The 26,137-nt window shown below is 67.7% G+C and carries 26 protein-coding genes; 10 read left to right on the top strand and 16 right to left on the bottom strand.

Features of this window, described 5'->3' with window-relative positions; all coding sequences use genetic code 11:
- Window positions 1-27: 27 nt before the first annotated feature.
- The 5 genes from GBRO_RS17960 to iolC are packed head-to-tail and all read right to left on the bottom strand — an operon-like array spanning window position 28 to window position 5,997.
- Window positions 28-1,131 (bottom strand): Gfo/Idh/MocA family protein, encoded by a 1,104-nt coding sequence (locus tag GBRO_RS17960; RefSeq protein WP_012835311.1) that lies wholly within the window; start codon window positions 1,129-1,131, stop codon window positions 28-30.
- On the bottom strand, window positions 1,128-3,137 hold the full coding sequence (gene iolD, locus GBRO_RS17955; RefSeq protein WP_012835310.1) for a 3D-(3,5/4)-trihydroxycyclohexane-1,2-dione acylhydrolase (decyclizing): 2,010 nt from the start codon (window positions 3,135-3,137) through the stop codon (window positions 1,128-1,130). Before iolD ends, GBRO_RS17960 begins: the two co-directional genes overlap by 4 nt.
- A 34-nt stretch (window positions 3,138-3,171) precedes the next feature.
- Entirely contained in the window at window positions 3,172-4,050 is an 879-nt protein-coding gene (iolB, locus tag GBRO_RS17950) for a 5-deoxy-glucuronate isomerase (protein ID WP_012835309.1), read from the bottom strand.
- 14 nt (window positions 4,051-4,064) lie between these two features.
- Window positions 4,065-4,994: a Cgl0159 family (beta/alpha)8-fold protein gene (locus GBRO_RS17945; protein WP_012835308.1), complete on the bottom strand. Its 930-nt coding sequence runs from the start codon at window positions 4,992-4,994 to the stop codon at window positions 4,065-4,067.
- Window positions 4,987-5,997: a 5-dehydro-2-deoxygluconokinase gene (gene iolC, locus GBRO_RS17940; protein ID WP_012835307.1), complete on the bottom strand. Its 1,011-nt coding sequence runs from the start codon at window positions 5,995-5,997 to the stop codon at window positions 4,987-4,989. Before iolC ends, GBRO_RS17945 begins: the two co-directional genes overlap by 8 nt.
- Before the next feature lie 121 nt (window positions 5,998-6,118).
- On the opposite strand from iolC, the gene GBRO_RS17935 reads away from it, so the two are divergent.
- The 7 genes from GBRO_RS17935 (at window position 6,119) to GBRO_RS17905 (ending at window position 13,159) form a co-directional block, all read left to right on the top strand.
- Window positions 6,119-7,348 carry a Gfo/Idh/MocA family protein gene (locus GBRO_RS17935; RefSeq protein ID WP_012835306.1) on the top strand — a complete coding sequence of 410 codons (1,230 nt, stop codon included), beginning with the start codon at window positions 6,119-6,121 and terminating at the stop codon, window positions 7,346-7,348.
- 14 nt (window positions 7,349-7,362) lie between these two features.
- Window positions 7,363-8,757, top strand: a complete 1,395-nt coding sequence (locus GBRO_RS17930) for an MFS transporter (protein ID WP_012835305.1) — start codon at window positions 7,363-7,365, stop codon at window positions 8,755-8,757.
- A 121-nt stretch (window positions 8,758-8,878) separates the two neighbouring features.
- Window positions 8,879-9,916 (top strand): sugar ABC transporter substrate-binding protein, encoded by a 1,038-nt coding sequence (locus GBRO_RS17925; protein WP_012835304.1) that lies wholly within the window; start codon window positions 8,879-8,881, stop codon window positions 9,914-9,916.
- A gap of 28 nt (window positions 9,917-9,944) precedes the next feature.
- A complete protein-coding gene (locus GBRO_RS17920) occupies window positions 9,945-11,003 on the top strand; it encodes an ABC transporter permease (protein WP_012835303.1) in 1,059 nt (352 codons plus the stop codon).
- Window positions 11,004-11,010: 7 nt separating this feature from the next.
- Window positions 11,011-11,880, top strand: coding sequence for an ATP-binding cassette domain-containing protein (locus GBRO_RS17915; RefSeq protein ID WP_012835302.1), 870 nt, complete (start codon window positions 11,011-11,013; stop codon window positions 11,878-11,880).
- 21 nt (window positions 11,881-11,901) lie between these two features.
- Window positions 11,902-12,771, top strand: coding sequence for a LacI family DNA-binding transcriptional regulator (locus GBRO_RS17910; protein WP_012835301.1), 870 nt, complete (start codon window positions 11,902-11,904; stop codon window positions 12,769-12,771).
- Window positions 12,772-12,967: 196 nt separating this feature from the next.
- On the top strand, window positions 12,968-13,159 hold the full coding sequence (locus GBRO_RS17905; RefSeq protein WP_147290664.1) for a hypothetical protein: 192 nt from the start codon (window positions 12,968-12,970) through the stop codon (window positions 13,157-13,159).
- Window positions 13,160-13,193: 34 nt separating this feature from the next.
- Here the strand turns inward: GBRO_RS17905 and GBRO_RS17900 are convergent, their stop codons facing one another.
- Genes GBRO_RS17900 through GBRO_RS17880 form a run of 5 tightly spaced genes read right to left on the bottom strand, consistent with a single transcriptional unit; the run spans window position 13,194 to window position 18,097 of the window.
- Window positions 13,194-14,192 (bottom strand): Gfo/Idh/MocA family protein, encoded by a 999-nt coding sequence (locus GBRO_RS17900; RefSeq protein ID WP_012835299.1) that lies wholly within the window; start codon window positions 14,190-14,192, stop codon window positions 13,194-13,196.
- Window positions 14,189-15,082, bottom strand: a complete 894-nt coding sequence (locus GBRO_RS17895) for a sugar phosphate isomerase/epimerase family protein (protein ID WP_012835298.1) — start codon at window positions 15,080-15,082, stop codon at window positions 14,189-14,191. Before GBRO_RS17895 ends, GBRO_RS17900 begins: the two co-directional genes overlap by 4 nt.
- Window positions 15,079-16,122, bottom strand: a complete 1,044-nt coding sequence (locus tag GBRO_RS17890) for a Gfo/Idh/MocA family protein (protein WP_012835297.1) — start codon at window positions 16,120-16,122, stop codon at window positions 15,079-15,081. The genes GBRO_RS17895 and GBRO_RS17890 overlap by 4 nt, the downstream gene beginning before the upstream one ends.
- On the bottom strand, window positions 16,122-16,898 hold the full coding sequence (locus GBRO_RS17885) for an SDR family oxidoreductase (protein WP_012835296.1): 777 nt from the start codon (window positions 16,896-16,898) through the stop codon (window positions 16,122-16,124). The genes GBRO_RS17890 and GBRO_RS17885 overlap by 1 nt, the downstream gene beginning before the upstream one ends.
- Entirely contained in the window at window positions 16,898-18,097 is a 1,200-nt protein-coding gene (locus tag GBRO_RS17880; protein ID WP_012835295.1) for a phytanoyl-CoA dioxygenase family protein, read from the bottom strand. Before GBRO_RS17880 ends, GBRO_RS17885 begins: the two co-directional genes overlap by 1 nt.
- Window positions 18,098-18,202: 105 nt before the next feature.
- On the opposite strand from GBRO_RS17880, the gene GBRO_RS17875 reads away from it, so the two are divergent.
- Together GBRO_RS17875 and GBRO_RS17870 are read left to right on the top strand one after the other, a co-directional pair.
- Entirely contained in the window at window positions 18,203-19,222 is a 1,020-nt protein-coding gene (locus GBRO_RS17875; protein WP_012835294.1) for a LacI family DNA-binding transcriptional regulator, read from the top strand.
- Between the two features lie 48 nt (window positions 19,223-19,270).
- The gene (locus GBRO_RS17870) at window positions 19,271-20,014 is read left to right on the top strand and encodes a GntR family transcriptional regulator (protein WP_012835293.1); all 744 of its coding nucleotides are present in this window, start codon (window positions 19,271-19,273) and stop codon (window positions 20,012-20,014) included.
- A 100-nt stretch (window positions 20,015-20,114) separates the two neighbouring features.
- On the opposite strand, the gene rsgA is transcribed toward GBRO_RS17870, so the two are convergent.
- The 4 genes from rsgA to GBRO_RS17850 are packed head-to-tail and all read right to left on the bottom strand — an operon-like array spanning window position 20,115 to window position 23,089.
- Entirely contained in the window at window positions 20,115-21,146 is a 1,032-nt protein-coding gene (rsgA, locus tag GBRO_RS17865; RefSeq protein WP_012835292.1) for a ribosome small subunit-dependent GTPase A, read from the bottom strand.
- A gap of 16 nt (window positions 21,147-21,162) precedes the next feature.
- Entirely contained in the window at window positions 21,163-22,428 is a 1,266-nt protein-coding gene (gene aroA / locus GBRO_RS17860) for a 3-phosphoshikimate 1-carboxyvinyltransferase (protein WP_012835291.1), read from the bottom strand.
- 37 nt (window positions 22,429-22,465) lie between these two features.
- Entirely contained in the window at window positions 22,466-22,846 is a 381-nt protein-coding gene (locus tag GBRO_RS17855) for a VOC family protein (RefSeq protein ID WP_012835290.1), read from the bottom strand.
- Window positions 22,847-22,855: 9 nt separating this feature from the next.
- Window positions 22,856-23,089, bottom strand: a complete 234-nt coding sequence (locus tag GBRO_RS17850) for a hypothetical protein (protein ID WP_012835289.1) — start codon at window positions 23,087-23,089, stop codon at window positions 22,856-22,858.
- A 96-nt stretch (window positions 23,090-23,185) separates the two neighbouring features.
- On the opposite strand from GBRO_RS17850, the gene GBRO_RS17845 reads away from it, so the two are divergent.
- Complete coding sequence (locus tag GBRO_RS17845; protein WP_012835288.1) at window positions 23,186-23,674, top strand: NUDIX domain-containing protein; 489 nt, start codon at window positions 23,186-23,188, stop codon at window positions 23,672-23,674.
- On the opposite strand, the gene GBRO_RS17840 is transcribed toward GBRO_RS17845, so the two are convergent.
- The gene (locus tag GBRO_RS17840; RefSeq protein ID WP_012835287.1) at window positions 23,659-24,273 is read right to left on the bottom strand and encodes a TetR/AcrR family transcriptional regulator; all 615 of its coding nucleotides are present in this window, start codon (window positions 24,271-24,273) and stop codon (window positions 23,659-23,661) included. The genes GBRO_RS17845 and GBRO_RS17840 overlap by 16 nt on opposite strands.
- A 34-nt stretch (window positions 24,274-24,307) precedes the next feature.
- Window positions 24,308-26,137 carry a hydroxysqualene dehydroxylase gene (locus GBRO_RS17835; protein WP_012835286.1) on the bottom strand — a complete coding sequence of 610 codons (1,830 nt, stop codon included), beginning with the start codon at window positions 26,135-26,137 and terminating at the stop codon, window positions 24,308-24,310.

Genomic DNA, 26,137 nt, shown 5'->3' with positions numbered 1-26,137 from the left:
GGTGAAAGGTGTGATGGGTGTGGTGGGTCAGGCGCCGGGAATGCTTGCGCGGTCGACCATCTCGACAGTTTGCGGCTGGCCGGTTTCGAGAGCCTTGACGCCGGCGGCGCACACCGCTGCGGCGGCGTAGCCATCCCAGGCGCCGGGCCCGTCGACGTTGGTTCCCGCGTGCACGGCGTTGACCCAACGCTGGATCTCGGTGTCGTAGGCGCGGCCGAACCGCTCCACGAACGACGGGGTGATGTCACCGCCCCAGATCCCGGCGATCTTGCGACCGTCGCCGGTATCGGACTGAACGGGGTTGCGCTGCTTGCGGACGACGCCACCCTGGTCGAGACCGATGAAGGCCGAACCGAATTCGCCGACGACCTCGGTGCGGACCTCGTAGGCCACACCGGTGGTGACGAAGCACTCCACGTCGATGTGACGTCCGGAGGCCGTGGTGAAGATCGCGATCTGCGGATCCTTCAGACCCGCAGGCGCATTCGGGTTGGATCCGGGAGCGATGATCTGAACGGAGGCGATCTCCTCGTCGAACAGGAACCGCGTGACGTCGACCTCGTGGACCAGCGAATCCTTGACGATCATCGCCGAGTCGAAGTTCGGCGGGACCGCCGGGTTGCGGTGCACGCAGTGCGCGACGAGCAACTGACCGAAGGTGCCGTTGTCGATGAGCCCCTTGAGCTGCTCGTACTCGTCGTCGAAGCGACGCATGAAGCCGACCTGGATCAGCTTGCGGCCCGACGCCGCCTCACGCTTGACGACCTCGAGGGAGGTGTCGACGTCGGTGGTCAGCGGCTTCTCACACATGACGGGCTTGCCGTGCTCGATGCAGGCGAGTAGCTGCTTCTCGTGGGTGGGGCCGGGGGTGGCGAGGATGACCGCATCCACCTCCGGATCGGCGATGGCGTCGAGCGGATCGTTGATGACCCGGCACCCGGGGATGCCCGCCGCGAGCTGCTCGGCCTTCTCCGGGAAGTAGTCGTTGAGCACGGTCACGCGAGCACCCTTGGTGCGCTCGGTGATCCGGGCGACGTGGTCGGCGCCCATCATGCCGACGCCGAGGACGGCGATGCGGAGGTCTCGTGCTGAGCCGCGAGCCTGCGAGCGTGTCGAAGTATCGTCGGTCATTTCTGATCTCCTTCAGTATCGGGGGTGGTCGGGTTGAGGTAGGGCCGCTGCACGGCCTTCCACTGGGCGTAGACGTCGTAGGCCGCCTGCGTCGACGAGAGCGTCGACACCTCGGAAACGGGGACGTCCCACCAGGATTCGCTGTCCGGAGCGCCGATCAACGGGTCGGTCTCCACGTGGATGACGGTGGTGACCTCGGCCGCCTTGGCGGTCTTGATCGCGTCGGCGAACTCGGCCGCGGTGGTGGCGCGGATGACGTCGGCGCCCAGCGAGGCGGCATTGGCCGCGAGGTCGACGGGCAGCGTGGCACCGCTGAGCCGGCCGTTGTCGGCGCGGTATCGGTAGTCGGTGCCGAAGCGCTGGGAGCCAAGTGATTCCGAGAGTGAGCCGATGGAGGCGAAGCCGTGGTTCTGGACCAGCACCACGATCACCTTCAGGTTCTCCTGCACCGCGGTGACGAGTTCGGTCGCCATCATCAGATACGACCCGTCGCCGACCATCACGAAGACGTCGCGGTCGGGGCAGGCCATCTTGACGCCGAGGCCGCCGGCCACCTCATATCCCATGCAGGAGTATCCGTATTCGACGTGGTAACCCTTGGAATCGCGGGTGCGCCAGAGCTTGTGCAGATCGCCCGGCATCGAGCCGGCGGCGCACACCACCACGTCGCGCGGATCGGAGGTCTCGTTGACCAGACCGATCACTGCGCCCTGGGTGAGGGCCTCCTCGCCGGTGGCGACGTTGGTGCCGACGGCGGTGGGTGAGTAGGCGGCCTCGACGATGTCGTCCCATTCGCGGGCCAGGGTGGCCACCTGCTCGCGGTAGGCGTCGTCGACGCGGTAGTCGGCCAGCAGTTCGTCGAGTGCATCGATGGCTTCGCGGGCGTCGGACACGACGCTGTAGCCACCCTGCTTCACTGAATCCAGCGACGCCACATTGATGTTGACGAACCGGACATCGTCGCCGGTGAACGCGGTGCGGGACGCGGTGGTGAAATCGCTGTAGCGGGTGCCGATCCCGATCACCACGTCGGCCTGCGCGGCCAGTGCATTGGCGGAGGTGGTGCCGGTGGAGCCGATGGCCCCGACCGACTGCGGATGGTCATACGGCAGCGAACCCTTGCCGGCCTGGCTCTGACCCACCGGAATTCCGGTGCGCGAGCAGAATTCGGCGAGCGAGTCGGTGGCGCCACTGTAGATGACACCACCACCGGCGACGATGAGCGGACGCTTGGCCGAGCGAATGATTTCGGCCGCCTCGGCGATCACATGCCGTTCGGGCAACGGGCGTGCGACATGCCAGGTGCGTTCGGCGAACAGCGATTCCGGCCAGTCGAAGGCCTCGGCCTGCACGTCCTGCGGGATGGCGACGGTGGCCGCGCCGGTCTCGGCGGGGTCGGTGAGCACGCGCATCGCGCCGAGGAGTGCGCCCGGAAGCTGTTCGGGACGCCAGACGCGGTCGAAGTACCGGGACACCGGCTTGAAGGCGTCGTTGACCGTGACGTCACCCGATGACGGGAGTTCGAGTTCCTGCAGGACCGGGGCCGAGGCCCGGGTGGCGAAGGTATCCGCGGGCAGCAACAGGACGGGAAGCCGGTTGATGGTCGCGAGAGCCGCGCCGGTGAGCATGTTGGTGGAGCCGGGGCCTACCGAGGCGGTCACCGCCCACGCCTCCATCCGGTCCTTCATCCGCGCATAACCGACCGCCGAGTGCACCATGGCCTGCTCATTGCGCCCGAGAACGTACTTGAGCGTCGGCTCACGGTTTGCCTCGACGTCGTCGATCTCGTTTTGCAGCAACGCCTGTCCGAGGCCGGCCACGTTGCCGTGGCCGAAGATGCCGAAGCACCCGGCGAAGAACTTGGTGCGTTCTCCGTCGCGTTCGACGTACTGATTGGCGAGGAACCGGACGGTCGCTTGGGAAACGGTCAGACGGACCGTCGGCTCACCGTGGGGAGTCCGGACGCCGGTGAGGCCGCCGGCGCGTCCCTGATTGATCGGTGCCACGATTGCTTCTTTCTCGTGCAGGTGGGTGGGTGGTCTAGTCCTGGGAGGGATTCTCGTGCAACGGAAGTCGGGGGTCGACGTCCTGGCGTTCCCAGCTGCCGCGCAGCCAGGTGTGAGCGGGGTCGTCGCAGATGAGCCAGGCACGTTCGTCGCCCGGTCCGGCCATCACGTTGAGGTAGTACATGTGGTAGCCGGGAGCGGCGATCGACGGTCCGTGGTACCCGTGCGGGACGAGCACCACGTCACCGCTGCGCACCTCCTCGAGGACCTCGATGGGCCGCTCGGGTGTGCCATAGACCCGGTGATAGCCGAAACCCGGTGTGCCATCGGGGCCATCAGCGATTTCGAAGTAGTAGATCTCCTCGAGCTGCGATTCGACGTCGGAGTTCTCGTCGTGTTTGTGTGCCGGGTAGCTCGACCAGTTGCCGCCGGGGGTGATGACCTCGCAGGCGATGATGGAATCGGCCTCGAAGGCGTCCGCGGTGCCGAAGTTGTGCACCTGCCGACTGCAGTTGCCGGCTCCGCGGAGTTCGACGGCGACATCGGCGGCAGGCACGTAGCGGAACGGCAATTTCTTGCCGGCGCGTGCACCGCACAGTGCGAAGCGGCCGCCGTCGGCGGTGGCCAGCGTGAACGTGGAGTCCCGGCCGACGTAGACGAAGTCGCTCGGTCCGTCGAAAACGCTTGCCCGGCCGGTGAGTTCGAACTTCTCGCCGTCGGAGGTGACACTGGCCGACCCGGACAGCGGGACGACGATGATCTCGTCGCGGCCGGTGGTCCAACTCAGCGATTCACCGGCGGTCAGTTCGGCGACGAACAGCGACGACTCGCTCCAGCCCGCGGAGGCGGGAGTCACCTCGACGGTGAGCGGCGCCTTGGCCGACCGGGCGGGGATGTACCACTTGCTGTTCATGTGTGACTCTCCCTTCAGCGGACCAGGTTGACGGCGGTGTCGACCGCGGTGGTCACGTCGCCGTCGGACGGATACAGCAGCGTGCGCCCGACGATCAACCCGCGAACAGACGGAATGCGCAGGGCGCGTTCCCAACTCGCGAACGTCTCGTCCGGCGCGGTCTGCGGGTCACCGCCGAGCAGCAGCGTCGGCATCGTGGTGGCGTCCATGACGCGTTCCATCTCGTCGACCACCGGCAGCTTGAGCCAGGTGTAGGCCGAGGTGGAACCGAGGCCCTGCACGATGTGCATCGACTTGATGACGGCGTCGGCACTGAGATCGTTGCGCACCTTGCCGTCGACCCGGCTGGACATGAACGGCTCGAGCATCGCGATGGATCCGCCGGCGGCGAGCTCGTCGACGGCCGCGGCGCACGCGGTCATCATCGACAGCGTGCCGGGGTCGTCGAGATCGACGCGGCACAGCATCTTGGCACCGTTGAGTCCGGCGTCGATGGTCCAGCGCGCGGTAGCCGCGGTCATCCGATCATCGAGTTCGAAGGAGGCGCCGGCGAGGCCGCCGCGGTTCATCGACGAGAAGACCACCTTGTTCTCGAGAGCGCCGAGCAGCAGCAGGTCGTCGAGGATGTCGGAGGTGGCCAGCACACCGTCGACGCCCGGGTTGGCCAGCGCGGTGCGCAGGCGGTCGAGCAGATCGGTGCGGCTGTTCATCGCGGTCGGGCGGTCACCGACGGACAGGGCACCGCGCGCCGGGTGATCGGCGGCGACGATCATCAGTCGCTCGTCGCCGACGACGGTGGGCCGCGGCCGGCGCCGCGCCCAGGCCTGGCCGATGGCCGCCGGGTTCTGGGTGCGGACCGCGGTGACCTCGGCGTAGGTGGTGCACAGGGGTGCGTTCACCGACGGGGACGTGGACAGGGGACTGGTCATGGTGAGGTCAGACATGTGCACTCTCTTGGGTGGCAGAAGCGTGTGAACCGGCGGAATCGGCGAGGTCGGCGACCTCGATCGCGGTGGGCATGGCGGTCGAGCACTCGAGGCGGCCGGCGACGATCGCCCCGGCCGCGTTGGCGTGCCGCAGGATCTTCTCCAGCGGCCAGCCCGAGAGCAGGCCGTGGCAGAGGCTGCCGCCGAAGCTGTCACCGGCACCGAGACCGTTGACCACATCGACCGGGATCGGGGGTACCTCGACCGACTCGTGCCGGGTCTTGCCCAGCACGCCGCGCGGTCCCTGCTTGACGATGGCCAGTTCGACGCCGAGATCGAGAAGGGCGTCGGCGGCGCGCTGGGGATCGGTCTCGCCGACGGCGATCTCGCACTCCTCGCGGTTGCCGACGGCGACTGTGACATGCGACAGTGCGCGGCGGACCTGCTCGGTCGCCTCGGACGACGAATTCCAGAACATGGGCCGGTAGTCGAGGTCGAGGACCGTCAGCGACTGCCGTCCGCGAGCCTCCCAGGCGGCGAAATGCGCTGCGCGGGAAGGCTCTTCGGACAGGCCGGTGACCGTGGACCAGTACAGTCGGGCGTCGTGCACGGCGGAGGTGTCGATCTCCTCGGCGCGGACCTGGAGATCGGGTGCGGTGGGCTTGCGGTAGAAGTACAGCGGGAAGTCGTCCGGCGGGAAGATCTCGCAGAACGTCACCGGTGTCGCGTACTGCTCGTCGACCCGCACGTAGCGGTTGTCGACGCCGAGCCGGGCGAGTTCGGCGCGCACGAAGCGGCCGAAGGCGTCGTCGCCGGCGCCGGAGATCAGCGCGCTACGACGACCGAGCCGCGCCGCGGCGACGGCCACGTTGGCCGCACTGCCGCCGAGGAACTTGCCGAAGCTCTCGACCTCTTCGAGGCCGACGCCGATCTGGTGCGGGTAGATGTCGACGCCGCTTCGGCCGATCGCCAGCACGTCGAAGTTGTCAGTGGGGGTGGCTGGGGTGGTGGAACCGCTCATGGCATCCACTGTGCGTCACACCACAGCCGAAAGTCAAGACTTTGTTAGGACATTATTACCTGGCATGATGTGAGTGTCCGCGGTCACACGACCACGATCCCACCCGAGAGGACTGACGAGTATGTCCACCGACCTCGCCGCCCAGACTGCCGCCACCACCGCCACTTCCGCGTCCGAGACCCCCCTCACCATCCCGGTCGCCATCGTCGGCTTCGGATGGATGGGCCGCGTACACGCGCAGGCGTATGCCCGTATCCGGCATCACTTCCCGACGCTTCGTCCCGTGCCCCAACTCACCGTGATCGCCGACGAACTCGCCGATCGCGCAGGTGAGGCCGCTCGTCAGTTCGGCGTGGACGCGGTGGTCACCGACTGGCGTGATGTGGTGTCGGACAACAGCATCGCCGCGGTCAGCGTCACCGCCCCGAACTTCCTCCACCGCGAGATCGGCGTCGCCGTCGCATCGGCGGGCAAGCACCTGTGGATCGAGAAACCGGTGGGACTCACCGCCGCCGACGCCCGCGCCGTGGCCGACGCCGCGGCAGCCGCCGGGGTGGCCACGGCGGTGGGATTCAACTACCGCAACGTGCCCGCGGTCGCGGCGGCGCGCGAGATGATCGCGGCCGGCGAGCTGGGCGAGATCACCCACGCCCGATTCCGCCTCCTCAGTGACTACGCCGCCCACCCGGATGGCGCCCTGACATGGCGCTACCAGCGCGACCGCGGCGGCAACGGCGTCCTCGGCGATCTGGCGTCGCATGGTGCGGATCTGGTCTGGTACCTGCTCGGGAACATCGAGTCGCTGGTCGCCGACACCGCCACCTTCATCGACGAACGGTCCAAGCCGACCGGTGCGACGGCGGGTCACCAGCTCGCGGTCGGCGGCGAGCGCGGCCCGGTGGAGAACGAGGACTACGTCAGCGCTCAGCTGCGCATGGAATCCGGTGCGCGCTGCGTGCTGGAGGCCAGCCGGGTGTCGGTGGGGGAGCAGAACTCCTACGGCTTCGAGGTCCACGGCACCGCGGGCGTCGTGCGCTGGGACTACCGCCGGATGGGTGAACTCGAGGTCGGCACCGGTGGTGCCTATCAGGATCAATCCGTGGCCACTCGCTACGTGGGCCCGGGCGCCGGCGACTACGCCGCCTTCCAGCCGGGATCGGCGAACCCGATGAGCTACGACGACCTCAAGGTCATCGAGGCCGCCCGGTTCTGCGAGGCCATCGCCAACGGACCCGAGCGGGCCACCGGCGCGACCGTCACCGACGCGGTGCGCAGCGCCGAGGTCCTCGACGCGATGGGCGAGTCGGTGCGGGCGGGCAGGTGGGTGGAGCCGGTTCGCGTCAACCCGTGAGATCGTCGGAAACGATGGCGCGCAGCAGTTTTCCCCGTGCGCTCGCCATACTCGGGGCGTCGGCGATGTTCATGGAGATCCTGGACGCGACCATCGTCATCACGGCTCTGCCGGCCATCGCCGACGACCTCGGCGTGTCGACCTTCGACGCGACCGGTGTGGTGACCGCCTACCTGATGACGCTCGCCGTGGTCATCCCGGTGAGTGGCTGGGCGGCGCAGCGCTGGGGCGTGCGGCCGGTGTTCCTCGGCGCGATGGCGGTGTTCACACTCGGTTCGCTGGGCTGCGCACTTTCCGGCGGTCTGGGCTGGCTCATCGCGATGCGCGTCGTACAGGCTGCCGGCGGGGCGATGATGGTCCCGGTCGGCCGGCTCGCGGTGCTGCGTGCCGTCGACCGATCCGAGATCGTCCGGGCCATCGCCTATCTGACCTGGCCCGCACTCGTGGCACCGGTCCTCGCGCCGGTCGTCGGTGGTCTCATCGTCACCCATGCGGGCTGGCGCACCATCTTCCTGATCAACATCCCGATCGGCGTCGTCGGGCTGGTGGCGGCGAGCGTCATCTGCCGTCCGGAACCGCGACCCGCGTTGCCGCGCCGACTCGATCTGTCGGGATTGATCGGTACCTCGCTGGCGGTCACCGCGATCATGGTGGGCACCCACGAACTCACCTCGACGGCGCCACGACCGACGGTGCTGGCGGGCACCGCCGTGGCCGCCGTCCTCGCGGGTGCCTGGACGGTCCGCCATCTGCGTCGTGTCGACGATCCGCTGCTCGATCTGTCAGCGCTGCGGCATCATTCATTCGCCTCGGTACTGTCCAACGGATCGGTCTACCGTGCCGTGATCAGTGCCGTGCCCTTTCTGCTGCCCATCATGTTCCAGGTGCGGTTCGGGTGGTCGCCGACGGCGGCCGGCGCGATGGTGGCGGCATTGTTCGTCGGCAACCTGATGATCAAACCGTTCACCACCGGACTGATGCGGCGCCTCGGCATCCGCCGGGTCCTGGTGTGCGACACCGCATTGTCGGTTCTCGCGTTCGGCGCGCTCGCGTGTCTCGGAGCGAGTACCGCGAGCTGGATCATCGCCGGGTTACTCGTCGTCTCCGGTGCGTTGCGATCCATCGGCTTCACCGCCTACAACACCCTCGCCTTCGCCGACGTGACCGGTCCCGAACTCCCGCATGCCAACGCACTGCACGCGGCGGCCCAGGAACTTGCCGCCGCGGTCGGGATCGCCGGGGCGGCGGTGGCGGTGACGCTCGGTATGCGATACGGCGCCGATGTGTTGCCTGCCGGCCCCTACGGCCTCGCGTTCGTCGTGCTCGCGGTGGTCACCCTGCTTCTGCTCGTCGGCGCTCTCCGGCTGGCGGCAACGGCCGGTGACCCGGCCGTCGGCCGGGACCAATGACTCGTTTCATCCGAATGTCTTGACAAAGTCTTGACAGAACGAGTGTGACGGGTATTACATCTCTTTCATGGGAGTGACACCTTCGACACTCCCACAATCTGATCGAAGGGATCGACACACGATGTTCTCCACACAGGGGTTCTCCACACGGCGCGGACGCGGACCTCGCGCGCGACGACTGGCAGGACTGGTCGCGATCGTCGCCTCGGCCGCTGTTGTCGCGACCGCCTGCTCGTCCAGCGGGGGGAAGCCCGACGACTCCGCCGGGGGCGGCAACGTCGGCAACGCCGGCACCGGTGAGCTCACCATCGCGATGATCACCCACGAGGTGCCCGGCGACTCGTTCTGGGATCTGGTCCGCAAGGGCGCCGAGATGGCCGCCAAGAAAGACAACGTGAAGCTCGTCTACTCGTCGGACCCCGAGGCGCCCAACCAGGCCAACCTGGTCCAGTCGGCCATCGACAGCAAGGTCGACGGCATCGCCGTGACGCTGGCCAAGCCCGACGCGATGGCTCCCGCCGTGCGCAAGGCGCTCGACGCCGGCATCCCGGTGGTCGCCTTCAACTCCGGTTTCGACAACTGGAAGCAGATGGGCGTGCAGCAGTACTTCGGGCAGGACGAGACCATCGCCGGTCGGGCCGTTGGTGAACGCCTCACCCGCGAAGGGCGCAAGAACGTGCTCTGCGTGATTCAGGAGCAGGGCCAGGTCGCGCTCGAATCACGTTGTGCCGGAGTCAAACAGGGCTTCACCGGCGGGACGTATCAGGTCCTCTACGTCAACAGCAAGGATATGCCGTCCGTGGAGGCGACGATGACGGCGAAGCTGCAGCAGGACCCGTCGATCGACACGGTTGTCACCCTCGGCGCCCCGATCGCCCAGACCGCCGTGCAGTCCAAGGGCAACGCCGGTTCCAACACCGAGATCGTCACCTTCGACACCAACGCAGCACTGGTGCCGCTGATCGAAGGCGGACAGGTCAAGTGGGCCGTCGACCAGCAGCCGTACCTGCAGGGCTACCTGGCCGTCGACTCACTGTGGCTCTACCTGACCAACGGCAACACCATCGGTGGCGGAAACGCCGTGCTCACCGGACCGGCTTTCATCGACTCGAGCAACATCAGCAAGGTCGCAGCCTACGCGAAGGCGGGCACCCGCTGAGGCGGGCGCCGGAGACAAAGGACATTCGATGAGTACGCAAGCAGATCTCGATCTGAGCACCCACAAACCGGTCACCGACGAGCGTGTGAAGCGGCAGAAGCCGATTCAGCGTCTGCTGGTCCGGCCCGAGGTCGGCGCGCTGGTCGGCGCGATCGCCATCTTCGTCTTCTTCTGCATCGTGGCCCCGACCTTCCGGACGCCCGAGGCGCTGGCCACCATCCTCTACGCGAGCTCGACGATCGGCATCATGGCCTGCGGCGTCGCGGTGTTGATGATCGGCGGTGAGTTCGACCTGTCGACCGGTGTGGCCGTGACCTTTTCGTCGCTGGCAGCGTCGATGCTCGCCTACAACCTGCATCTGAACGTGTGGCTGGGCGCGGCGCTCGCACTCTGCCTGGCCCTGGTGGTGGGCTTCTTCAACGGCTACCTGGTGATGAAGACCAAGATCCCATCGTTCCTGATCACGTTGTCGACGTTCCTGATGCTCACCGGCGTGAACCTGGCGGTCACGAAGATGGTCACCGGCCAGGTCGCCACCCCGTCGATCTCCGACATGCAGGGATTCGCCTCGGCTCAGAAGGTGTTCGCGTCATCGTTCGACCTCTTCGGTGTGTCGGTTCGAATCACGGTGGTGTGGTGGATCGTGTTCACGCTGGTGGCCACCTGGGTGCTGATGCGCACCCGCGTGGGCAACTGGATCTTCGCGGTCGGTGGCAACCAGGATTCGGCCCGCGCCGTCGGTGTGCCGGTAACCGCCGTCAAGATCGGTATGTTCATGTTCGTCGGGTTCTGCGCGTGGTTCGTCGGCATGCACCTGCTGTTCGCCTTCGACACCGTGCAGTCCGGTCAGGGCGTGGGCAACGAGTTCTTCTACATCATCGCCGCGGTCGTCGGCGGGTGTCTGCTCACCGGTGGCTTCGGTACCGCCGTCGGCGCGGCGATCGGTGCGTTCATCTACGGCATGGTCAATCAGGGCATCGTCTACGCCGGCTGGAATCCCGACTGGTTCAAGTTCTTCATGGGCGTGATGCTGCTGTTCGCGGTGATCGCCAACAACAGTTTCCGCAACTACGCGGCCAAGAGGTGATGTGACAATGAGTTCCGTGATCGAAACCCGACCCGAATCCGAATCCAGTGACGGCGGCAAGGTGCCGCTGATCGAACTCCGCAACGTCGGCAAGTCCTACGGCGCCATCATCGCGCTCTCCGACATCAGCCTGCGGGTCCGCTCCGGGGAGGTCACCTGTGTCCTCGGCGACAACGGTGCCGGCAAGTCGACCCTGATCAAGATCATGGCGGGCCTGCACCAGCAGACCGAGGGACAACTGCTCGTCGACGGCGAGGAGACCCGCTTCGAGTCGCCCAAACACGCGCTGAAAAGTGGCATCGCGACCGTCTACCAGGATCTGGCCGTCGTCGGCCTGATGCCGGTGTGGCGCAACTTCTTTCTCGGTCAGGAGATCCGCAAGGGCCCGTTCCGGATGCTCGACATCCAGGCCATGCGGGCGACCACCAAAGAAGAGCTGTTCAAGATGGGCATCGATCTGCCCGACGTGGACGCCCCGATCGGCTCGCTGTCCGGCGGTCAGCGTCAGTGCGTCGCCATCTCGCGGGCGATCTACTTCGGTGCCCGGGTGCTCATCCTCGACGAGCCGACGGCCGCGCTCGGCGTCAAACAGTCCGGAACGGTGCTGCGGTACATCTCCGCCGCGCGCGACCAGGGGTTCGGCGTCGTGTTCATCACGCACAACCCGCATCACGCCCACATGGTCGGCGATCACTTCGTGCTCCTGAACCGCGGTCGGCAGAAGCTGGATTGCGCCTACGACGAGATCACTCTCGAGGAGCTCACCCAGCAGATGGCCGGCGGAGACGAACTCGACACCCTCAGCCACGAACTGCGTCGCCGAGAACCCGAGCGGCCCGCCCGCCCCGGACCGGGGCGGGCGGGTCTTCCACTCTGATGTGAAAGGACCTGCGGAACAATGGATCGCAAGCGAATCGGGGTTGTTCTCAGCGCGCGCAGTCCATTCGAGTGGGACCTCGTCGACGATCTGTACGACGCGGCCGATGCCGCAGGCTATCGCCTCGACATGGGGCTCTACAGTCCGCGGCGCAGCCGCTTCCGGGTGGCCGCCGAACTCGCCGAGCGATGTGCGGCGGTCATCGTCGTCGGACCCGACCGTGCCGACCGTCTCGACCGCCTGACCAGCCCGCTGGTCGTGATCGGCGAACGCATTCCCGATCTGGACGCGGTGACCATCGGCACCGACGAATGGCTCGGCGGCGAGATCGCGACCCAGCATCTCATCGACCTCGGGCACACCGCGATCGCCCACATCGGCGGGGGAGAGAATTCCGGTGCGGCGGAACGCCTTCGGGGCTACCTCGATGCCATGGCCGCCGCCGGCCTGCGTGAGCAGGTCCGCGTCTTCGACGGTGACTACACCGAACAATCGGGCGCCCGGGTGGCCGACGAGATCCTCGACGGCGGTACCCCGCCGACCGCGGTATTCGCGGCCAACGATCGCATCGCCGTCGGCTTCATCGCGGAACTTCGACGCCGAGGAGTGCGTGTCCCCGAGGACATCTCGGTCGTCGGTTACGACGACACCGAGCACGCCGCGCTGGCCCACATCGCGCTGACCTCGGTGCGCCAGGACACCGCGCAGCTGGCCGAATCAGGCGTTGCGGCCGTAGCGGCGCTGCTCGGGGACAGCGAGGAGAGTGCGGACACCGGCGGGTTCGGCTACTACGGTTCGGTCGCCCTCGACCCCGCTCTCACCGTCCGGGAGTCGACAGCCCCGCCCCGCACGGCGCCCACCGCACCGCGTTTCGCGCCCACAGCACCGTAACCCGCGCCCACAGCACCGCGTTTCGCGCCGACAGCACCGCGTTTCGCGCCGACAGCACCGCGTTTCGCGCCGACAGCACCGCGTTTTCCGGCGACAGCACCGTAATCCACGCCGACGGCACCACGCTCCTCCGCAGCGGCACCGTTACTGCGGCGGTCAGAGGTAACGGGTGCTTGGATTTCAGGTCGTGGAGCGCATGCCAATACCAGTGGACGAACTCCACAATCACAAACGATCTGGGTGCAGCGGCATCCATGGCGGGGTTGCGTTGCGCTCGTCGAAAGTCCTGGTGCTGTGGGCGTGGATTGCGGTGCCGTCGGCGAAAATCGCGGTGCTGTCGGCGAGAATCGCGGTGCTGTCGGCGAGAATCGCGGTGCTGTCGGCGTGAAACGCGGTGCTGCCGGTGCGGCGGGCAGGGTGGGTCAGCGCGGGTCGAGACCCGCGGCCCGATAGGCGGCGTCGATGTAGCCCATGTTCTCGATGGCGTCATCGATGCCGATGGGCAACGGGGTGCCGTCGCGCACGGCGGCCGCGAAGGCCTCCAACTGATAGGTGTAGGTCGAACGGGTACCCATGTTCTCGATGGTGGTGCGCTCGGTGGTCGTCACCGCGAGACGGTCGTCGCGGTTGGGGCCGAGGAAGTCGTGGAGGAACAGCGCACCGTCGGACCCGATGATGTGGCAGGTGAACTCGTATTCGCCGGACACCATCGAGTTGGTGTTGAATCCGGAGGCGCCACCGGGGTACTCGACGCTGATCGAACACGCCTCGTCGACTTGTGCGTCGCGGAGCAGAGCGCGGGCGCCGGTGATGCCGGGTGCGCCACCGCAGTAGCGCCCGAGCATCCGGAACAGGTGCAGCCCGTAGCAGCCGAGGTCCATGATGGCCCCGCCGGCGAGGTCGTAGCGCCAGCGCGGATCGTCGGGGCCGGGTTCGGGCATGCCCATGACGATGTCGACGTTCCGGATGTCACCGATGGTCCCGGCATCGAGCAATTCGAAGGTGCGTTTCATCATCGGATGGAACAGATAGTGGAACGCCTCGAGCACCACCAGTCCGTCGGGACGTGCCGCATCGCGGACGGCAGCCGCCTCGATCGCGTTGCGCGCGAACGGTTTCTCGGTGAGTACCGACTTGCCCGCGGCGATCGCAGCCAGGTTCCACGGGGCGTGCAGCGAGTTGGCCAGCGGGTTGTAGATCACCTCGACCTCGGGGTCGTCGATGAGGGACTGATAGTCGTCGACGACACGCTCGACACCGTACTTGCGCGCGAACACCTCGGCCCGGCCGCGATCGCGGGCGGCGACCGCGACCAGGCGGTGGCCCAGCGTGTTCGCCGGACCGACGATGGCGGACTCGGCGATGCGCGACGCACCGAGGACGCCGATGCGCAGTGGCTCCGGATGCTGCGCGGTGCTCATACCCGCACCGGCCGGGCAGCAGCCTTGCGTAGGAACGCAAGTGAGACGGCGACGTCCCCGGCGGCGGCATCGCCGTCGTCCTCGGTGGTGAGGATGGTGTCCTGCTCGAGCACGTACCAGCCGGTGTAGCCGGCGTCGACGAGACTCGCCACGACCTGTCCGATCTGCGCCTCGCCGGCACCGAGCGGTACGTACATCCCGCCGGCGACCGCCTCGGTGTAGGTGATTGCACCCTCCTGGACCTGCTTGGCGAGATCGAGGCGCACGTCCTTGAGGTGGGCGTGCCGGATCCGTTCGGGCACCGCGCGGGCGACCTCGAGGGGATCGGTACCACCGATGAGCAGGTGCCCGGTGTCCAGGCACAGTCCGATCCGGGCGCCGTCGATCACCCGGAACACCTCGTCGTGTTTCTCCACCATGGTGCCGACGTGCGGGTGCAGTGCGGCCACCACGCCGCGTTCGGCGGCCATCGCGTCGATGCGATCGAGGTTGTGCAGCAGGGTGTTCCACTGATCGTCGGTGAGTTCGGGCCGGCTGTCGTAGCCGTCGACGCCGGTTGCGGCCGCAACCACGAGGACGTCGCCGCCGCTGGTGACGATGCGGTCCAGGGCAGGTGCCACGGAGTCGAGCGGATAGGTCGCGGCGTCGTGCAGGACCACCGGGACAAACGAGCCCACGCATCCGAGTCCATAGGCGGCCAACGCATCTCGTAGCTCGACAGGATCGGTGGGCAGAAAGCCCTCGGGGCCGGTCTCGGCGGACGTCATGCCCAGCGCGCGCATCTCGCCGAAGACGCGTTCGGGTGGCAGCTGGTATCCCCAGCCCGGAACCTCGCACACACCCCAGGAGATGGGTGCACCGGCGACGCGAAGAGTGGTGGTGTTGGTCATGATGTGATCCTCGGATTCGGTCGGGGGGCGACGTCGGCGGTGGCCACCGGACGGCCCTCGGTCAGGGAAAGTGTTGCGGCGTCGGCGATCACGGCGACGGCCAGGGCGTCGTCGACGGTACAGAGCGGCACCGGGCCGGGGGAGTTGTCGGTCGCGAGGTGGCAGAACGCGGTGAGCTCCCGACGGTACGCCTCGGCGAAGCGTTCCATGAAGAACCCATGCGGCGCACCCGGCGGGAAGTCCACTGCGGCATCGACATTGCGGATCGGTGTGCCGGCGTCCCAGCCGGCGGCAACCGAGTCGGCGCTGCCGTGGACCTCGAGGCGGCAGTCGTAGCCGCGGCCGTTGTAGCGGCTCGCCGACACCACCCCCATGGTGCCCGACGCGAATCGGAGCACCACGGTCGCCGAGTCGACATCGCCGAACTCGGTGAACCGCGGGTCGCCCTGGTTGCTGCCGGTGGCATACACCTGTACCACGTCGTCGCCGACAACCCAACGCAGAGTGTCGAAGTCGTGTACCGCGCAGTCCCGGAAGATGCCACCGGAGGTGGCGATGTACTCCATCGGGGGTGGTGCCGGGTCCAGAGTGGTCGACCGCGCCGTGGTGATGAAGCCCAGGTCACCCGACGCGACGGCGGCACGGGCCGCACTGACCGCCGGGTCGAAGCGGCGGTTGTACCCGATGGCGACCGGGATGCCGGCGTCGGCGACCCGGCGGGCCACCTCGGCGGACTGCACCGACGACATCGCGATCGGTTTCTCGCAGAACACCGGAATCCGTGCCGCCACGGCTCTTTCGATGAACTCCGCATGGGTGGGTGTTGCCGTCGCGACGACGAGCGCATCCACCCCGGAGGCGAGGACGGCGTCGAGGTCGGCGGCCGGGCGGGCTGTCGGGTGCGCCGCGGTGACGGCCTCGACGGCCGGTCCGAACGCATCCGTGACGACGAGCTCGTCGACCTCGTCGAGACCCGCGAGGGTAGCTGTGTGAAAGGCGCCGATCCGGCCGAGGCCGACGACGCCGACTCGCATTCCCATCAGTCGAGTCCTCCCATGACGATCTGATCCCAGTCGATCACCGAGCCGGTGACCACGCCGCTGCGGTCACTGAGCAGCAGCACCATGAAGTCGGCGATCTCGTCGGGCTGCCCGAGCTTGCCCATCGGTACCGAGGCATTGGCCTCGTCGATCCAGGTGTCATCGGCGCCGTGGAAACGCTTCTGGATGTCGGCCTCACCCTCGGTCTCGGTCCAGCCGATGTTGAGTCCGTTGATCCGGATGCGGTCGGACCGATGCGCGTGCGCAGCGTTCTTGGTCAGCCCGACGAGACCGGCCTTCGACGCGGAATACGGTGCGAGGAAAGGCTGTCCGCCGTACGACGACATCGTGATGATGTTGACGACGGTGCCCGCAGCGCCGCGTGCGATCATGTCGCGCACGGCGGCCTGCATGGTGAAGAACGGCGCCCGTAGGTTGAGCGCGATGTGCTGGTCGAAAAGTTCCGGCGTGGTGTCGAGCAGGCTGCCGCGGGTGGTTGCGCCCGCCGCGTTGCACAGGCAGTCGATGCGCCCGAATTCGGCGATCGTCGCCGCGACCGTGTCCGACGCCGCAACCGGATCGGACAGGTCGGTGGCGGTGAACCGCACCGGCGTCGGGCCGTCGAGTTCGGCGGCCAGCGCCTTGCCCTTCTCGGCATTGCGGCCGGTGAACATCACCGATGCCCCAGCAGCGGCGCCGGCCCGGACGATAGCCGCCCCGACACCCTGCGTACCACCGCTGACCAGCAGCACCTTGTCGTCGAGTCGGGCCTGCATCACACTGCTCCGTTCGGGTCGTGGCGGTGGTCGAGGGCGGTCAGTTCGGCGTCGAACCGGGCGGCGTCGAAGCCCTCGTCCAGCGCGCGGGCGACGAGTTCGGCCTGGGTCTCACCGGAGAGTCCGGTGATGGGCGCATCCAGATCGAGGTTGGACGGAAACGGGTAACCCTCTGCGGCGCAACCGATGACGTTGGCGACGGCACGGCGGTTGCCGCCCGCGGCCAGCTTCTGCAGGGCCGGGTAGACCGCGCGCAGCATCGACGAGCGGTCGACGGATTCCATGGCGCGGCCGAAGGCCGACGAGATCTGCAGCAGATTCGCCATCCGCTTGGTGGCCGCGGACACGTTGTGTCCGGCACCGTGGAAGAGGCCCGGGTTGAAGAACACGGCGTCGCCGGCGTTCAGCGGGAGCTGAACGTAGTTGTGTTCGAAGTACTCCCGGAATTCGGGCAGATTGAAGGCAAGGTAACCCGGCTCGTAGGTCTGCGAGTAGGGCAGGTACATCGTGGGTCCGGCCTCGATCGGCATGTCCACGTGTGCGACGGCGCCCTGCAGCGTGAGCGCGGGAGACAACTGGTGGATGTGGCTGCGGAAGCGTGCCGCGGTCGCGGTGGCCATGAACCCGAGGTGATAGTCGCGATGCGGATTCTGCGCGGCGCCACCGGGATTGACGACGTTGATCTGTGAGGTCACCTGATACATCGGGCCCAGCCAAGCCTCGGACACCAGCGCCAGGACGTCGTTGGCGTAGTAGCGGACAAAGAGTTCGGGGTCGCGCTCGGCGAGCTTCTGCACTGCGTTCCAGATGCGGTCGTTGGCACCGGCTTTGGCGAAGTGATCGCCACCGGTCACACCGGACGCGTACTGGTCGGCGATGATCTGGGTGAAGACCTCGGTGGTCTCCTGCAGTCCGTGCCGCTCGTCGAAGGCGCCGGTGAATACGACGATGCCGGGTCCGGTGAGCAACGCGCGGGCCAGTTCGTCGCCGATCTGCTCGCGGGTCGCCTCGTCGGTTCCGGTGACCGCGGCGGCGTCGTAGAACAGGACGCCGCGGTCGGTGCCCGACGCGTACGGGTAGTCGGCCGGGTCGGTGGTGCGGCTGGTGAGTGCGACGAAGTCGTCGATCCGGCATTCCTCGGCGGTGATCCGGTCGGCACGGGCGCCGGTGGGGGCGGGGCTGATCTGCTGGGTGCTCATCGGTTTGCTTCCTCTCGCCACGATGATGGGGTCGAGATCAGGATCACAATATCCTATTGTCTGGACAAGACGGAATATCCCTCAAGAATCCCTCAGGAGTGTGCGATGCCACATCGGTATCCGGTCCGCGAGATCGCCCGACAGGCCGGGGTGAGCGACGCGACGGTCGACCGGGTGCTGCACGGCCGGCCCGGCGTGCGGGAGGTGACGATCCGGCAGGTGGAACAGGCCATCGCCGATCTCGACCGGCAGCGCACGCAACTGCGGCTGTCCGGTCGGCAGTTCCTCGTCGACCTCGTGATGGACACGCCGCGACAGTTCTCGAAGCTGGTCACCGAGGCGCTCGAGGCCGAACTGCCCGCCCTGCGGCCCGCGGTGATGCGGGCGCGATATCACGTCCGCGAGCACTGGGACGTGGCCGAGATGGTCGACGAACTCGACGCCATCGGACGCCGCGGAAGCCATGGGGTGGTGCTCAAAGCACCGGACGTACCGGAGATCGAGGAGGCGATCCGACGGTTGACCGCGCAGCGCATCCCAGTGATCACGTTGGTCACCGATGTGGTGCGCAGCACCCGAATCGCGTACGTGGGGATGGACAATCGCGCCGTCGGAGCGACAGCCGCCTATCTGATGGCGCGGTGGATGCGCCACGTCGCCGGTGATGTCCTGGTGATCACCAGTGGCACCACCTTCGAGGGTGAGGGGTTACGGGAACTCGGATTTCGTGAGGCGCTGCGGGTCGAAGACCCGGGCCGGACGGTGGTGGCGGTGTCGAATTCCGACGGCCTGGACGTGACATGCCGTCGACTCGTCGCCACGGCGCTGGCCAAGCACCCGGGGATCACCGCGGTGTACTCGATCGGGGGCGGCAACCGTGGCATCGTCGATGCCTTCGCCGCGGCCGGCGCGACCTGTGAGGTCTTCGTGGCCCACGACCTCGACGAGGCAAACCGGACGCTGCTGCTCAGCGGCCATCTCAGCGCGGTGTTGCATCACGATCTGCGGTCGGACATGCGCGCGATGGCCCGGGTGGTGATGAGTTTCCACGGCGCGATCCCGGAGTTCCGTCCGCGGCGTTCGGCGATCGGAGTCATCACACCGCACAACATGCCGGAACGTTGAGGTCGAAACAACCCGACCAGACATGATTTGTTATGACATAATGACAGCATGTCCCCGACGACGCAGCTGGCCGTAGAACTCGACCGCTCGACGCCCATACCGCTGTATCACCAGCTCGCGCAGGCCTTCGAATCCGCTATCGTGCGCGGTGACCTGCGTCCCGGCGACCGTCTCGAGAACGAACTCGACCTCGCCAAACGCCTCAAACTCTCCCGGCCGACCATCCGCCAAGCCATCCAGGAACTCGTCGACAAGGGTGTGGTGGTCCGCAAGCGCGGCGTCGGGACGCAGGTCGTGCAATCCCCGGTCCACCGCTCCGTCGAGCTGACCAGCCTCTTCGACGACCTGTCCACCGCCGGGATGCACCCCACCACCCAACTGCTCGAATACCGGATCGGCATCCCCGACGACGAACTGCGCGGCGAACTCGCGCTCCCCGCCGACGGCGAGGCCGTCACCGTCAAACGTCTACGCAGCGCCGGCGGCGAACCCCTCGCGGTGATGACCAATCACCTGCCCGCCGATATCTGCCCGCCCGCAGGTGAACTCGAAGACGGCGGCCTTTACAAGGGCCTGCGCGCACGCGGCGTGCACATCCGTCTCGCCCGTCAGCGCATCGGGGCCAAGGCCGCCGACGCCGACGAGGCCGCGCTGCTCGGTGAGGAGGTCGGCGCACCACTGCTCACCATGCAGCGCACCGCCTTCGACGACGCCGGGCGCGTGGTCGAGGTCGGCCGGCACGCCTACCGCGCCGATCGGTACTTCTTCGAGACGACCGTCGTCGACCGCTGAGCTTCCGCGTACCCGTTTCCGTCCCGCTTATTGGATCCAATAAGCGGGACGGAAACGAGTACGCAGTGAGCTCCGCTGACCGACAACCACAACTGCGGCCTCAGGAAGTGTCCGAGTCCGGCTCGGCCGCAGAAACATTGGGCCGCACGGCGATCAGCAGCCGCCGGACCGCCATCGCCCGTCGATGCGAGTTTCCCTCGAGTTCATCGAGCGCGCATTCCGGGTCGGCCGGCGGTCCGAGGTGGGTGCAACCGCGCGGACAGTGCTCGATGGCGTCGTGCAGGTCGTCGAAGGCGTCGACGATGTCATCGGGGGTGACGTGCGCGAGACCGAAGGACCGGATGCCCGGCGTGTCGACGACCCAACTCCGCGGCAGGCCGTCACCGGGTAGCGGTAGTGCGACCGACTGGGTGGAGGTGTGCCGCCCCTTGCCGACGCCGGATACCACGCCCGTGGCCCGATCGGCTTCGGGGACAAGACGATTCACCAGCGTCGACTTGCCGACTCCGGAATGTCCGATGAGTGCGGTCAGATGACCGGTCAGCATCGCGAGGACCTCGTCGAGCGGGTCGTCGCGGCCGGCGCGCACGATCGGCAGACCGAGTCCGGCGAAGGCCGCAGTGAACTCGGCCGGATCGGCGAGATCCGATTTCGTCAGGCACAGGATCGGCGACAGCCCACCCACATACGCTGCGGCCAAAGCGCGTTCGACGAAGCCGGTGCGCGGTGGCGGGTCGGCCATCGCGGTGACGATCAGCAGTTGGTCGGCGTTGGCGACAACGATGCGCTCGTAGGGGTCGGTGTCGTCGGCGGTGCGTCGAAGGACGGTGGCGCGGTCGGCGACACGCACGATACGGGCGAGGGTGTCGGGCGTGCCGGAGAGATCGCCGACGACGGATACGTTGTCGCCCACCACGATCGGGGTGCGACCGAGTTCGCGGGCGCGCATGGTGACCAGAGGTCGGTCGGGATCGCCGCCGAGCACACAACCCCACCGCCCGCGATCGACCGACACCACCATCGCATCGGCGGCGTCGTCGTGGCTCGGTCGTTGCTTGGTGCGTGGCCGGGTGCCCTTACCGGGACGGATCCGGACGTCGGATTCGTCGTAGCTGCTGGTGCGGCGGGTCAAACGGTGTCCTGGTGGTTCACGTCTGCTCGAGCATCCGCTGCCACATGTTCGGGAAGTCGGGCAGCGTCTTGGTGGTGGTCTCGACGTCGTCGACCAGCACGCCCGGGGTAACGAGTCCGATGATGGCGCCGGCGGTCGCCATCCGGTGGTCGGCGTAGGACTCCCAGGTCCCGCCGTGCAGGGTCGACCCGGTGATCGCCAGGCCGTCGTCGGTCTCGCGGCAGACACCCCCGAGCCGGGTGATCTCGGTGGTCAGCGCGGCCAGCCGGTCGGTTTCGTGACCCCGCAGGTGGGCGATGCCACTCAGTCGCGAATCGCCGTCGGCCAGTGCACACAATGCGGCGATGGTGGGAGTGAGCTCGCCGATATCCCGTAGATCCAGCGTCACTCCGGACAGCCGCTCCGGCCCGCGCACCGACAACGTTCCGTCGAGGTGTTCAACGGTGGCGCCCATCGCGGCGAGGACGTCGGCGATCCGTGCCCCGGGCTGGGTGGTCACCACCGGCCAGTAGGGCACCCGCACGGTTCCGCCGGTGACCGCCGCGGCGGCGAGAAACGCTGCCGCATTGGACAAGTCGGGTTCCACCGTCCAGTCGACGGCACTGATGGGTCCGGGCGCCACGCGCCAGGTGTCGGCCTGCGACGTGTCGACCTCGACGCCCGCGGTGGCGAGCATGTCCACCGTCATGTCGATGTGCGGGGTGCTCGGCACCGGAGGGCCGACGTGCCAAATCACGAGTCCGTCGTCGAAGCGAGCCGCCGAGAGCAGCAAACCGGAGACGAACTGCGACGATCCCGACGCGTCGATGGTGACCTCGCCGCCCGTCACCCGGCCCGTGCTGTGCACCGTGAACGGCAGTGCGTCACCGTCGACGCGCACCCCCAGACCCCGCAGAGCCGCGAGAATGGTGGTCTGCGGGCGGCTGCGGGCCTGTTCGTCGCCGTCGAAGACCACCGGCCCGTCGGCGAGCGCGGCGAGTGGCGGCAGGAAACGCATCACGGTGCCGGCCAGTCCGCAGTCGATGTCGGCGGCGTGCAACGTTGCGGGCTCGATCGAGACGGTGGTCTCCTGGGCCGGGTCCACCCGCACCCCCACCCCGAGCGCGCTGAGTGCGCCCAGCATCAGATTGGTGTCGCGGCTGCGCAGCGTGCCGCGGATGGTCGACGGTCCGTCGGCGAGAGCTGCGAGGACGAGCGCACGATTGGTGATCGATTTGGAGCCGGGCAGTTCAACGGTCGCGTCCAGCGGGCCCGACGCGCGCGGGGCACTCCAGGTACTCATGGGAGACCAGTCTGTCACGACGTCCACGGCGCGACGATCATCGCGTATCGCGGCGCAGCGGATGGTCGGCAGGAATCTCGACGACGATCAGCAACCGGCCGTCGGGGTCCGTCACATGCATCTCGATCAGCCCCCACGGCTCGGTCACCGGTTCGCGGGCGATCGTGACGCCGCCCGCGCGCAGCTCGCGTTCGGTGGCGGCGGCGTCGCGGACCTGCAGCCACAGGATGTCCCCAGTGACGTCGGAGGCCTCGTCGGACCGATGTCCGGGAATTTCGATGAGTCCGTTGCCCGCGTGAAAGACCATGCCGCCCGGGTACTCGCGGGCCACCGCGAGGCGCAACTGGTGGCGATAGAACTGCTGGAGCCGTTCGGGATCGCGGCTACGCAGCAGCACCCGGCTGGTCAGAATCTCCACGCGCCCACTCTATTGGCCCTCGGTGGTCCCGTCGGTACCGCCGAGCGCGTGTCCCCGATTGAGGTCGTTGCCGTGACGTGCGGCCTCGTAGATCGCCTTTTCCCGCGCGATCCGATCGGTCTCACCGACCGGCTGGGCGTCACCGAAGGCGAACGCGGATTCGTGCGGATACTCGTGCGGGATGTCCGGATCGTCGGTGTCGGGGGTGGACTCGGCGGGGACATGCTCTGGGCTGGGAGACATGTGTCAACGATAGGCCGACTTCGGCTGCCGCACGGGCTGCGCGGCGACCCCGCGCACGGGCGTCTCCGGCACCCCGCCATCCGCGAAGATGAACCCATGACTCCATCGAACCCGAAACGCAGCGCGGGCATCCTCCTGTATCGGCGCGTCGGCAATGATCTCGAAGTGCTGATCGCACACCCCGGCGGGCCGCTCTGGGCCCGCAAGGACGAGGGCGCGTGGTCGATCCCGAAGGGGTTGCCCGAACCGGGGGAGTCGGCGTGGCAGACCGCGCGGCGCGAGTTCGCCGAGGAGACCGGCACCGCCCTGCCCGACGGTGAGCATCTCGATCTCGGTGAGGTGCAATTGAAGAGCGGCAAAGTCGTCACCGGCTTCGCCGTCGAATCCGACTTCGAACCGGATTCGTTGCACAGCAACACATTCGAGATGATCTGGCCGCCGCGATCGGGTCGTCTGCAGGAGTTCCCGGAGATCGACCGCGCGCAATGGTGCGCGCCCGGGGTCGCGAAGCGCAAACTCAATCCGGCACAGGGGGTCTTCGTCGACCGGCTGCTCGACGCCCTCGGCCTTCAGTCGAGCAGATAGGTCTTGATCATCTTCTTCCACAGGTCCAGATGCGGATCGGTCGTCGGGTCGCGACGATCGATCAGATAGGTCGACGCCGCGCCGCGCATGCTGGTCAGCAGGATCGCATACAGCTCCGGGTAGCGGGGCCGGGCGGTGAGATGCTCGCCGAGGAACCCGGCCACCGCCTGGCGGACCGTCAGTCCGATCTCGCGTTCGGTGGGCAGCAGGGCCGTACGCAGGCGTTCGTTGGTGCGCGCCGCGATCCGCAGTTCCATCGACGCCACGAAATAGGGCTGGTGGAAGGTCGACCACCCGATGTCGGTGGCCAGCGAGATCCGCGCGATCGGATCCGACGGCCACCGGACCGCGGCCGGCAGTTCCTCGATCCGCGTCGTCGCGAGGTGGCCGACCGCGGCCATCAGCAGGGCGTCGCGCGACGGGAAATGGTGCAGCATCCGGCCGCGGCTCACCCCGGCCTCGTCCTGGATCGCAACCGTCGTCGCCCCCGAATAGCCGCGATCGACGAGCACGCGAATCGCGGCGTCGAGCACCCTGGTGCGGGCGATGTCGCTGCGATGTTGGCGGGTCGGGCGAGCGACCCCGGACTGCGCGTTCACGGTCGCATCGTAATCGTCGGTGGCCGATCGACTCTCACACGTCGAGGAAATGCGGTAGACCCGCGCGGTACCGATCGCGGTCGTTGTTCTTGAGCGGTTCGAGCATCGGCAACTCCCACAGGGGGAAGACGGTGGCCGGCCGGGCGGGGCTGTCGGCGGCCGCGATGATCGCGTTGGTGACGCGTCGGCCGGCCTCGTTGGCGCCCTCCATCGTCGCGAGGTCGATGTTGGTACGCACGTGATCGCCGCCGACGAAGAAGTTGCCGATGGCGGTGTGCGCCGTGGGCCGATGCTTGTAGGAGCCGGCGGTGTTGACCATCAGCGGGGTCGCGTTGGTGATTCGCGGCGAGAAGGTGATGCCGGGATCCAGCGACCACGTCACGATGTCCTCATTGCGCAGGATTCGGCGACCACCCGAGTTCATCGCGCGGCTCATCTGCGCCCACACCTCGCGGGCGATTTCCTGCTTGGAACATTGTTTGGCGGTCTTGCCGTACAGAATTCCGGGCTTGTCCCAATCGGAGATGTCGATCGACAGACAGTCGCGCACCCGGCCGTCGCCGTAGGTGCGGGCGAAGTCGACGCCCCACGGTTTGGCCTGATACAGGCCGGTCAGGGCCCACGGCGTGCCGAGCGAGGCGATATGTCCCGGGGGCAGATCGGATTCCCGGGACAGGAAGTACTGGATGCCGACCATCCAGTCGTCCTGCAGATGCCGGATGCCGCCCAGGGCCGGATCGGCACCGACCAGCGGACCGAGCATCGGCCGGAGCCGGTCGATCGGCATCGCCGCCACATACCAGTCGGTTTCCACGGTGCGCCCGGAACTCATCCGCGCGCCGGTGATGCGGCCACCGGAGACCGAGAAGCCGGTGACCCCGTCGCCCATCACGAACCGCACGCCACGCGAGCGGAGATAGGCCACCCACGGATCGATCCACGCATGATTGGTGGGCGCGTTGAGGATTCGGTCCACACCGCCGTGCACCAGACCGGCGTCGTACTGTCCGACCAGTCCGGTTGCCGACGTTGCCAGCGCCAAACCGATCTGGCCGATGGTGCGCGCCGAGGCGGTCTGCGACTTCGCGGCCACCAGTGCGCGGGTCAACGCGCCGGCCAGGTATTTCTGATAGGCCGGAGACTTGCCCTTGGCCTTTACGAACTCCACCCACGACTGGTTCTCCCACTGGCCCAGGCGCCGTTCGGTGCAGCTCGTCGCGATGATGAGTTCCCGGGTCATGAAGTAGGCCAGCTCGTGCGGCGGGATGTCGACGACGAACTGCAGTCCGGTCATGAAGGCGTTGCGCAGGTTCTCCAGGGTGAGCAGTGCGCCCGCGTGATCGATCGCTCCCATGATGGACGCCGGTGCCGCGGTGGGGGCGTAACCGGTGTCGGCGAAGGCGACGATGGCCGCTTCGACGTTGACCAGATGCCGGTCCTTGACGTTGCCGCCGCCGGGCAGCGGGATGCGTTCCATCGTGTCGGGGGTGTGCTGATAGCAACCGGGGAAGAACCGGAATCCGTGTTCGCCGGGCAGCGCCTTGCGACCGCCGCGCGCGGTGCCGGGAACGTCGTGGCTCCGCGCCTTGCCACCGAGGTAGGCGGGCTCGTAGACGGTGACCGAGAAACCGCGTTCGATCAATTCGTGCGCCGCCGACAGCCCGGCCATGCCACCCCCGAAGACGGCGACGTCGCGTCGTCGCCGAACCGGTGTCGGGGGTACGGCGCGGGCCCTCGGAACACCCACATGGGGCAGTGCCACGGCGGTACCGGCCAGGACGGCCGCGGCCGCCGAACCCTTCAGAACCGACCGCCGCGGCACCTCGTCGACGATCTGATCATGTGCTGCACGTTGATCTGACAT

Origin of the sequence: Gordonia bronchialis DSM 43247 (assembly GCF_000024785.1) — a bacterium.
Classification (GTDB): Bacteria; Actinomycetota; Actinomycetes; order Mycobacteriales; family Mycobacteriaceae; genus Gordonia; species Gordonia bronchialis.
Note: the sequence above shows the minus strand (reverse complement) of the source record. Positions and strands in the feature narration are given on the sequence as shown.

What these genes read in the sequence shown, in the direction of transcription:
- GBRO_RS17935 (WP_012835306.1), top strand. Translation starts at nt 6,119, where the DNA reads ATGTCCACCGACCTCGCCGCCCAGACTGCCGCCACCACCGCCACTTCC.
- iolC (WP_012835307.1), bottom strand. Translation starts at nt 5,997, where the DNA reads ATGAGCGGTTCCACCACCCCAGCCACCCCCACTGACAACTTCGACGTG.
- GBRO_RS17850 (WP_012835289.1), bottom strand. Translation starts at nt 23,089, where the DNA reads ATGTCTCCCAGCCCAGAGCATGTCCCCGCCGAGTCCACCCCCGACACC.
- GBRO_RS17945 (WP_012835308.1), bottom strand. Translation starts at nt 4,994, where the DNA reads ATGTCTGACCTCACCATGACCAGTCCCCTGTCCACGTCCCCGTCGGTG.
- GBRO_RS17910 (WP_012835301.1), top strand. Translation starts at nt 11,902, where the DNA reads ATGGATCGCAAGCGAATCGGGGTTGTTCTCAGCGCGCGCAGTCCATTC.
- GBRO_RS17885 (WP_012835296.1), bottom strand. Translation starts at nt 16,898, where the DNA reads ATGCAGGCCCGACTCGACGACAAGGTGCTGCTGGTCAGCGGTGGTACG.
- GBRO_RS17880 (WP_012835295.1), bottom strand. Translation starts at nt 18,097, where the DNA reads ATGAGCACCCAGCAGATCAGCCCCGCCCCCACCGGCGCCCGTGCCGAC.
- GBRO_RS17835 (WP_012835286.1), bottom strand. Translation starts at nt 26,137, where the DNA reads ATGTCAGATCAACGTGCAGCACATGATCAGATCGTCGACGAGGTGCCG.
- GBRO_RS17845 (WP_012835288.1), top strand. Translation starts at nt 23,186, where the DNA reads ATGACTCCATCGAACCCGAAACGCAGCGCGGGCATCCTCCTGTATCGG.
- GBRO_RS17905 (WP_147290664.1), top strand. Translation starts at nt 12,968, where the DNA reads ATGCCAATACCAGTGGACGAACTCCACAATCACAAACGATCTGGGTGC.
- GBRO_RS17920 (WP_012835303.1), top strand. Translation starts at nt 9,945, where the DNA reads ATGAGTACGCAAGCAGATCTCGATCTGAGCACCCACAAACCGGTCACC.
- GBRO_RS17870 (WP_012835293.1), top strand. Translation starts at nt 19,271, where the DNA reads ATGTCCCCGACGACGCAGCTGGCCGTAGAACTCGACCGCTCGACGCCC.
- GBRO_RS17890 (WP_012835297.1), bottom strand. Translation starts at nt 16,122, where the DNA reads ATGGGAATGCGAGTCGGCGTCGTCGGCCTCGGCCGGATCGGCGCCTTT.
- iolB (WP_012835309.1), bottom strand. Translation starts at nt 4,050, where the DNA reads ATGAACAGCAAGTGGTACATCCCCGCCCGGTCGGCCAAGGCGCCGCTC.
- GBRO_RS17895 (WP_012835298.1), bottom strand. Translation starts at nt 15,082, where the DNA reads ATGACCAACACCACCACTCTTCGCGTCGCCGGTGCACCCATCTCCTGG.
- GBRO_RS17925 (WP_012835304.1), top strand. Translation starts at nt 8,879, where the DNA reads ATGTTCTCCACACAGGGGTTCTCCACACGGCGCGGACGCGGACCTCGC.
- GBRO_RS17915 (WP_012835302.1), top strand. Translation starts at nt 11,011, where the DNA reads ATGAGTTCCGTGATCGAAACCCGACCCGAATCCGAATCCAGTGACGGC.
- GBRO_RS17900 (WP_012835299.1), bottom strand. Translation starts at nt 14,192, where the DNA reads ATGAGCACCGCGCAGCATCCGGAGCCACTGCGCATCGGCGTCCTCGGT.
- GBRO_RS17875 (WP_012835294.1), top strand. Translation starts at nt 18,203, where the DNA reads ATGCCACATCGGTATCCGGTCCGCGAGATCGCCCGACAGGCCGGGGTG.
- GBRO_RS17960 (WP_012835311.1), bottom strand. Translation starts at nt 1,131, where the DNA reads ATGACCGACGATACTTCGACACGCTCGCAGGCTCGCGGCTCAGCACGA.
- aroA (WP_012835291.1), bottom strand. Translation starts at nt 22,428, where the DNA reads ATGAGTACCTGGAGTGCCCCGCGCGCGTCGGGCCCGCTGGACGCGACC.
- GBRO_RS17930 (WP_012835305.1), top strand. Translation starts at nt 7,363, where the DNA reads ATGGCGCGCAGCAGTTTTCCCCGTGCGCTCGCCATACTCGGGGCGTCG.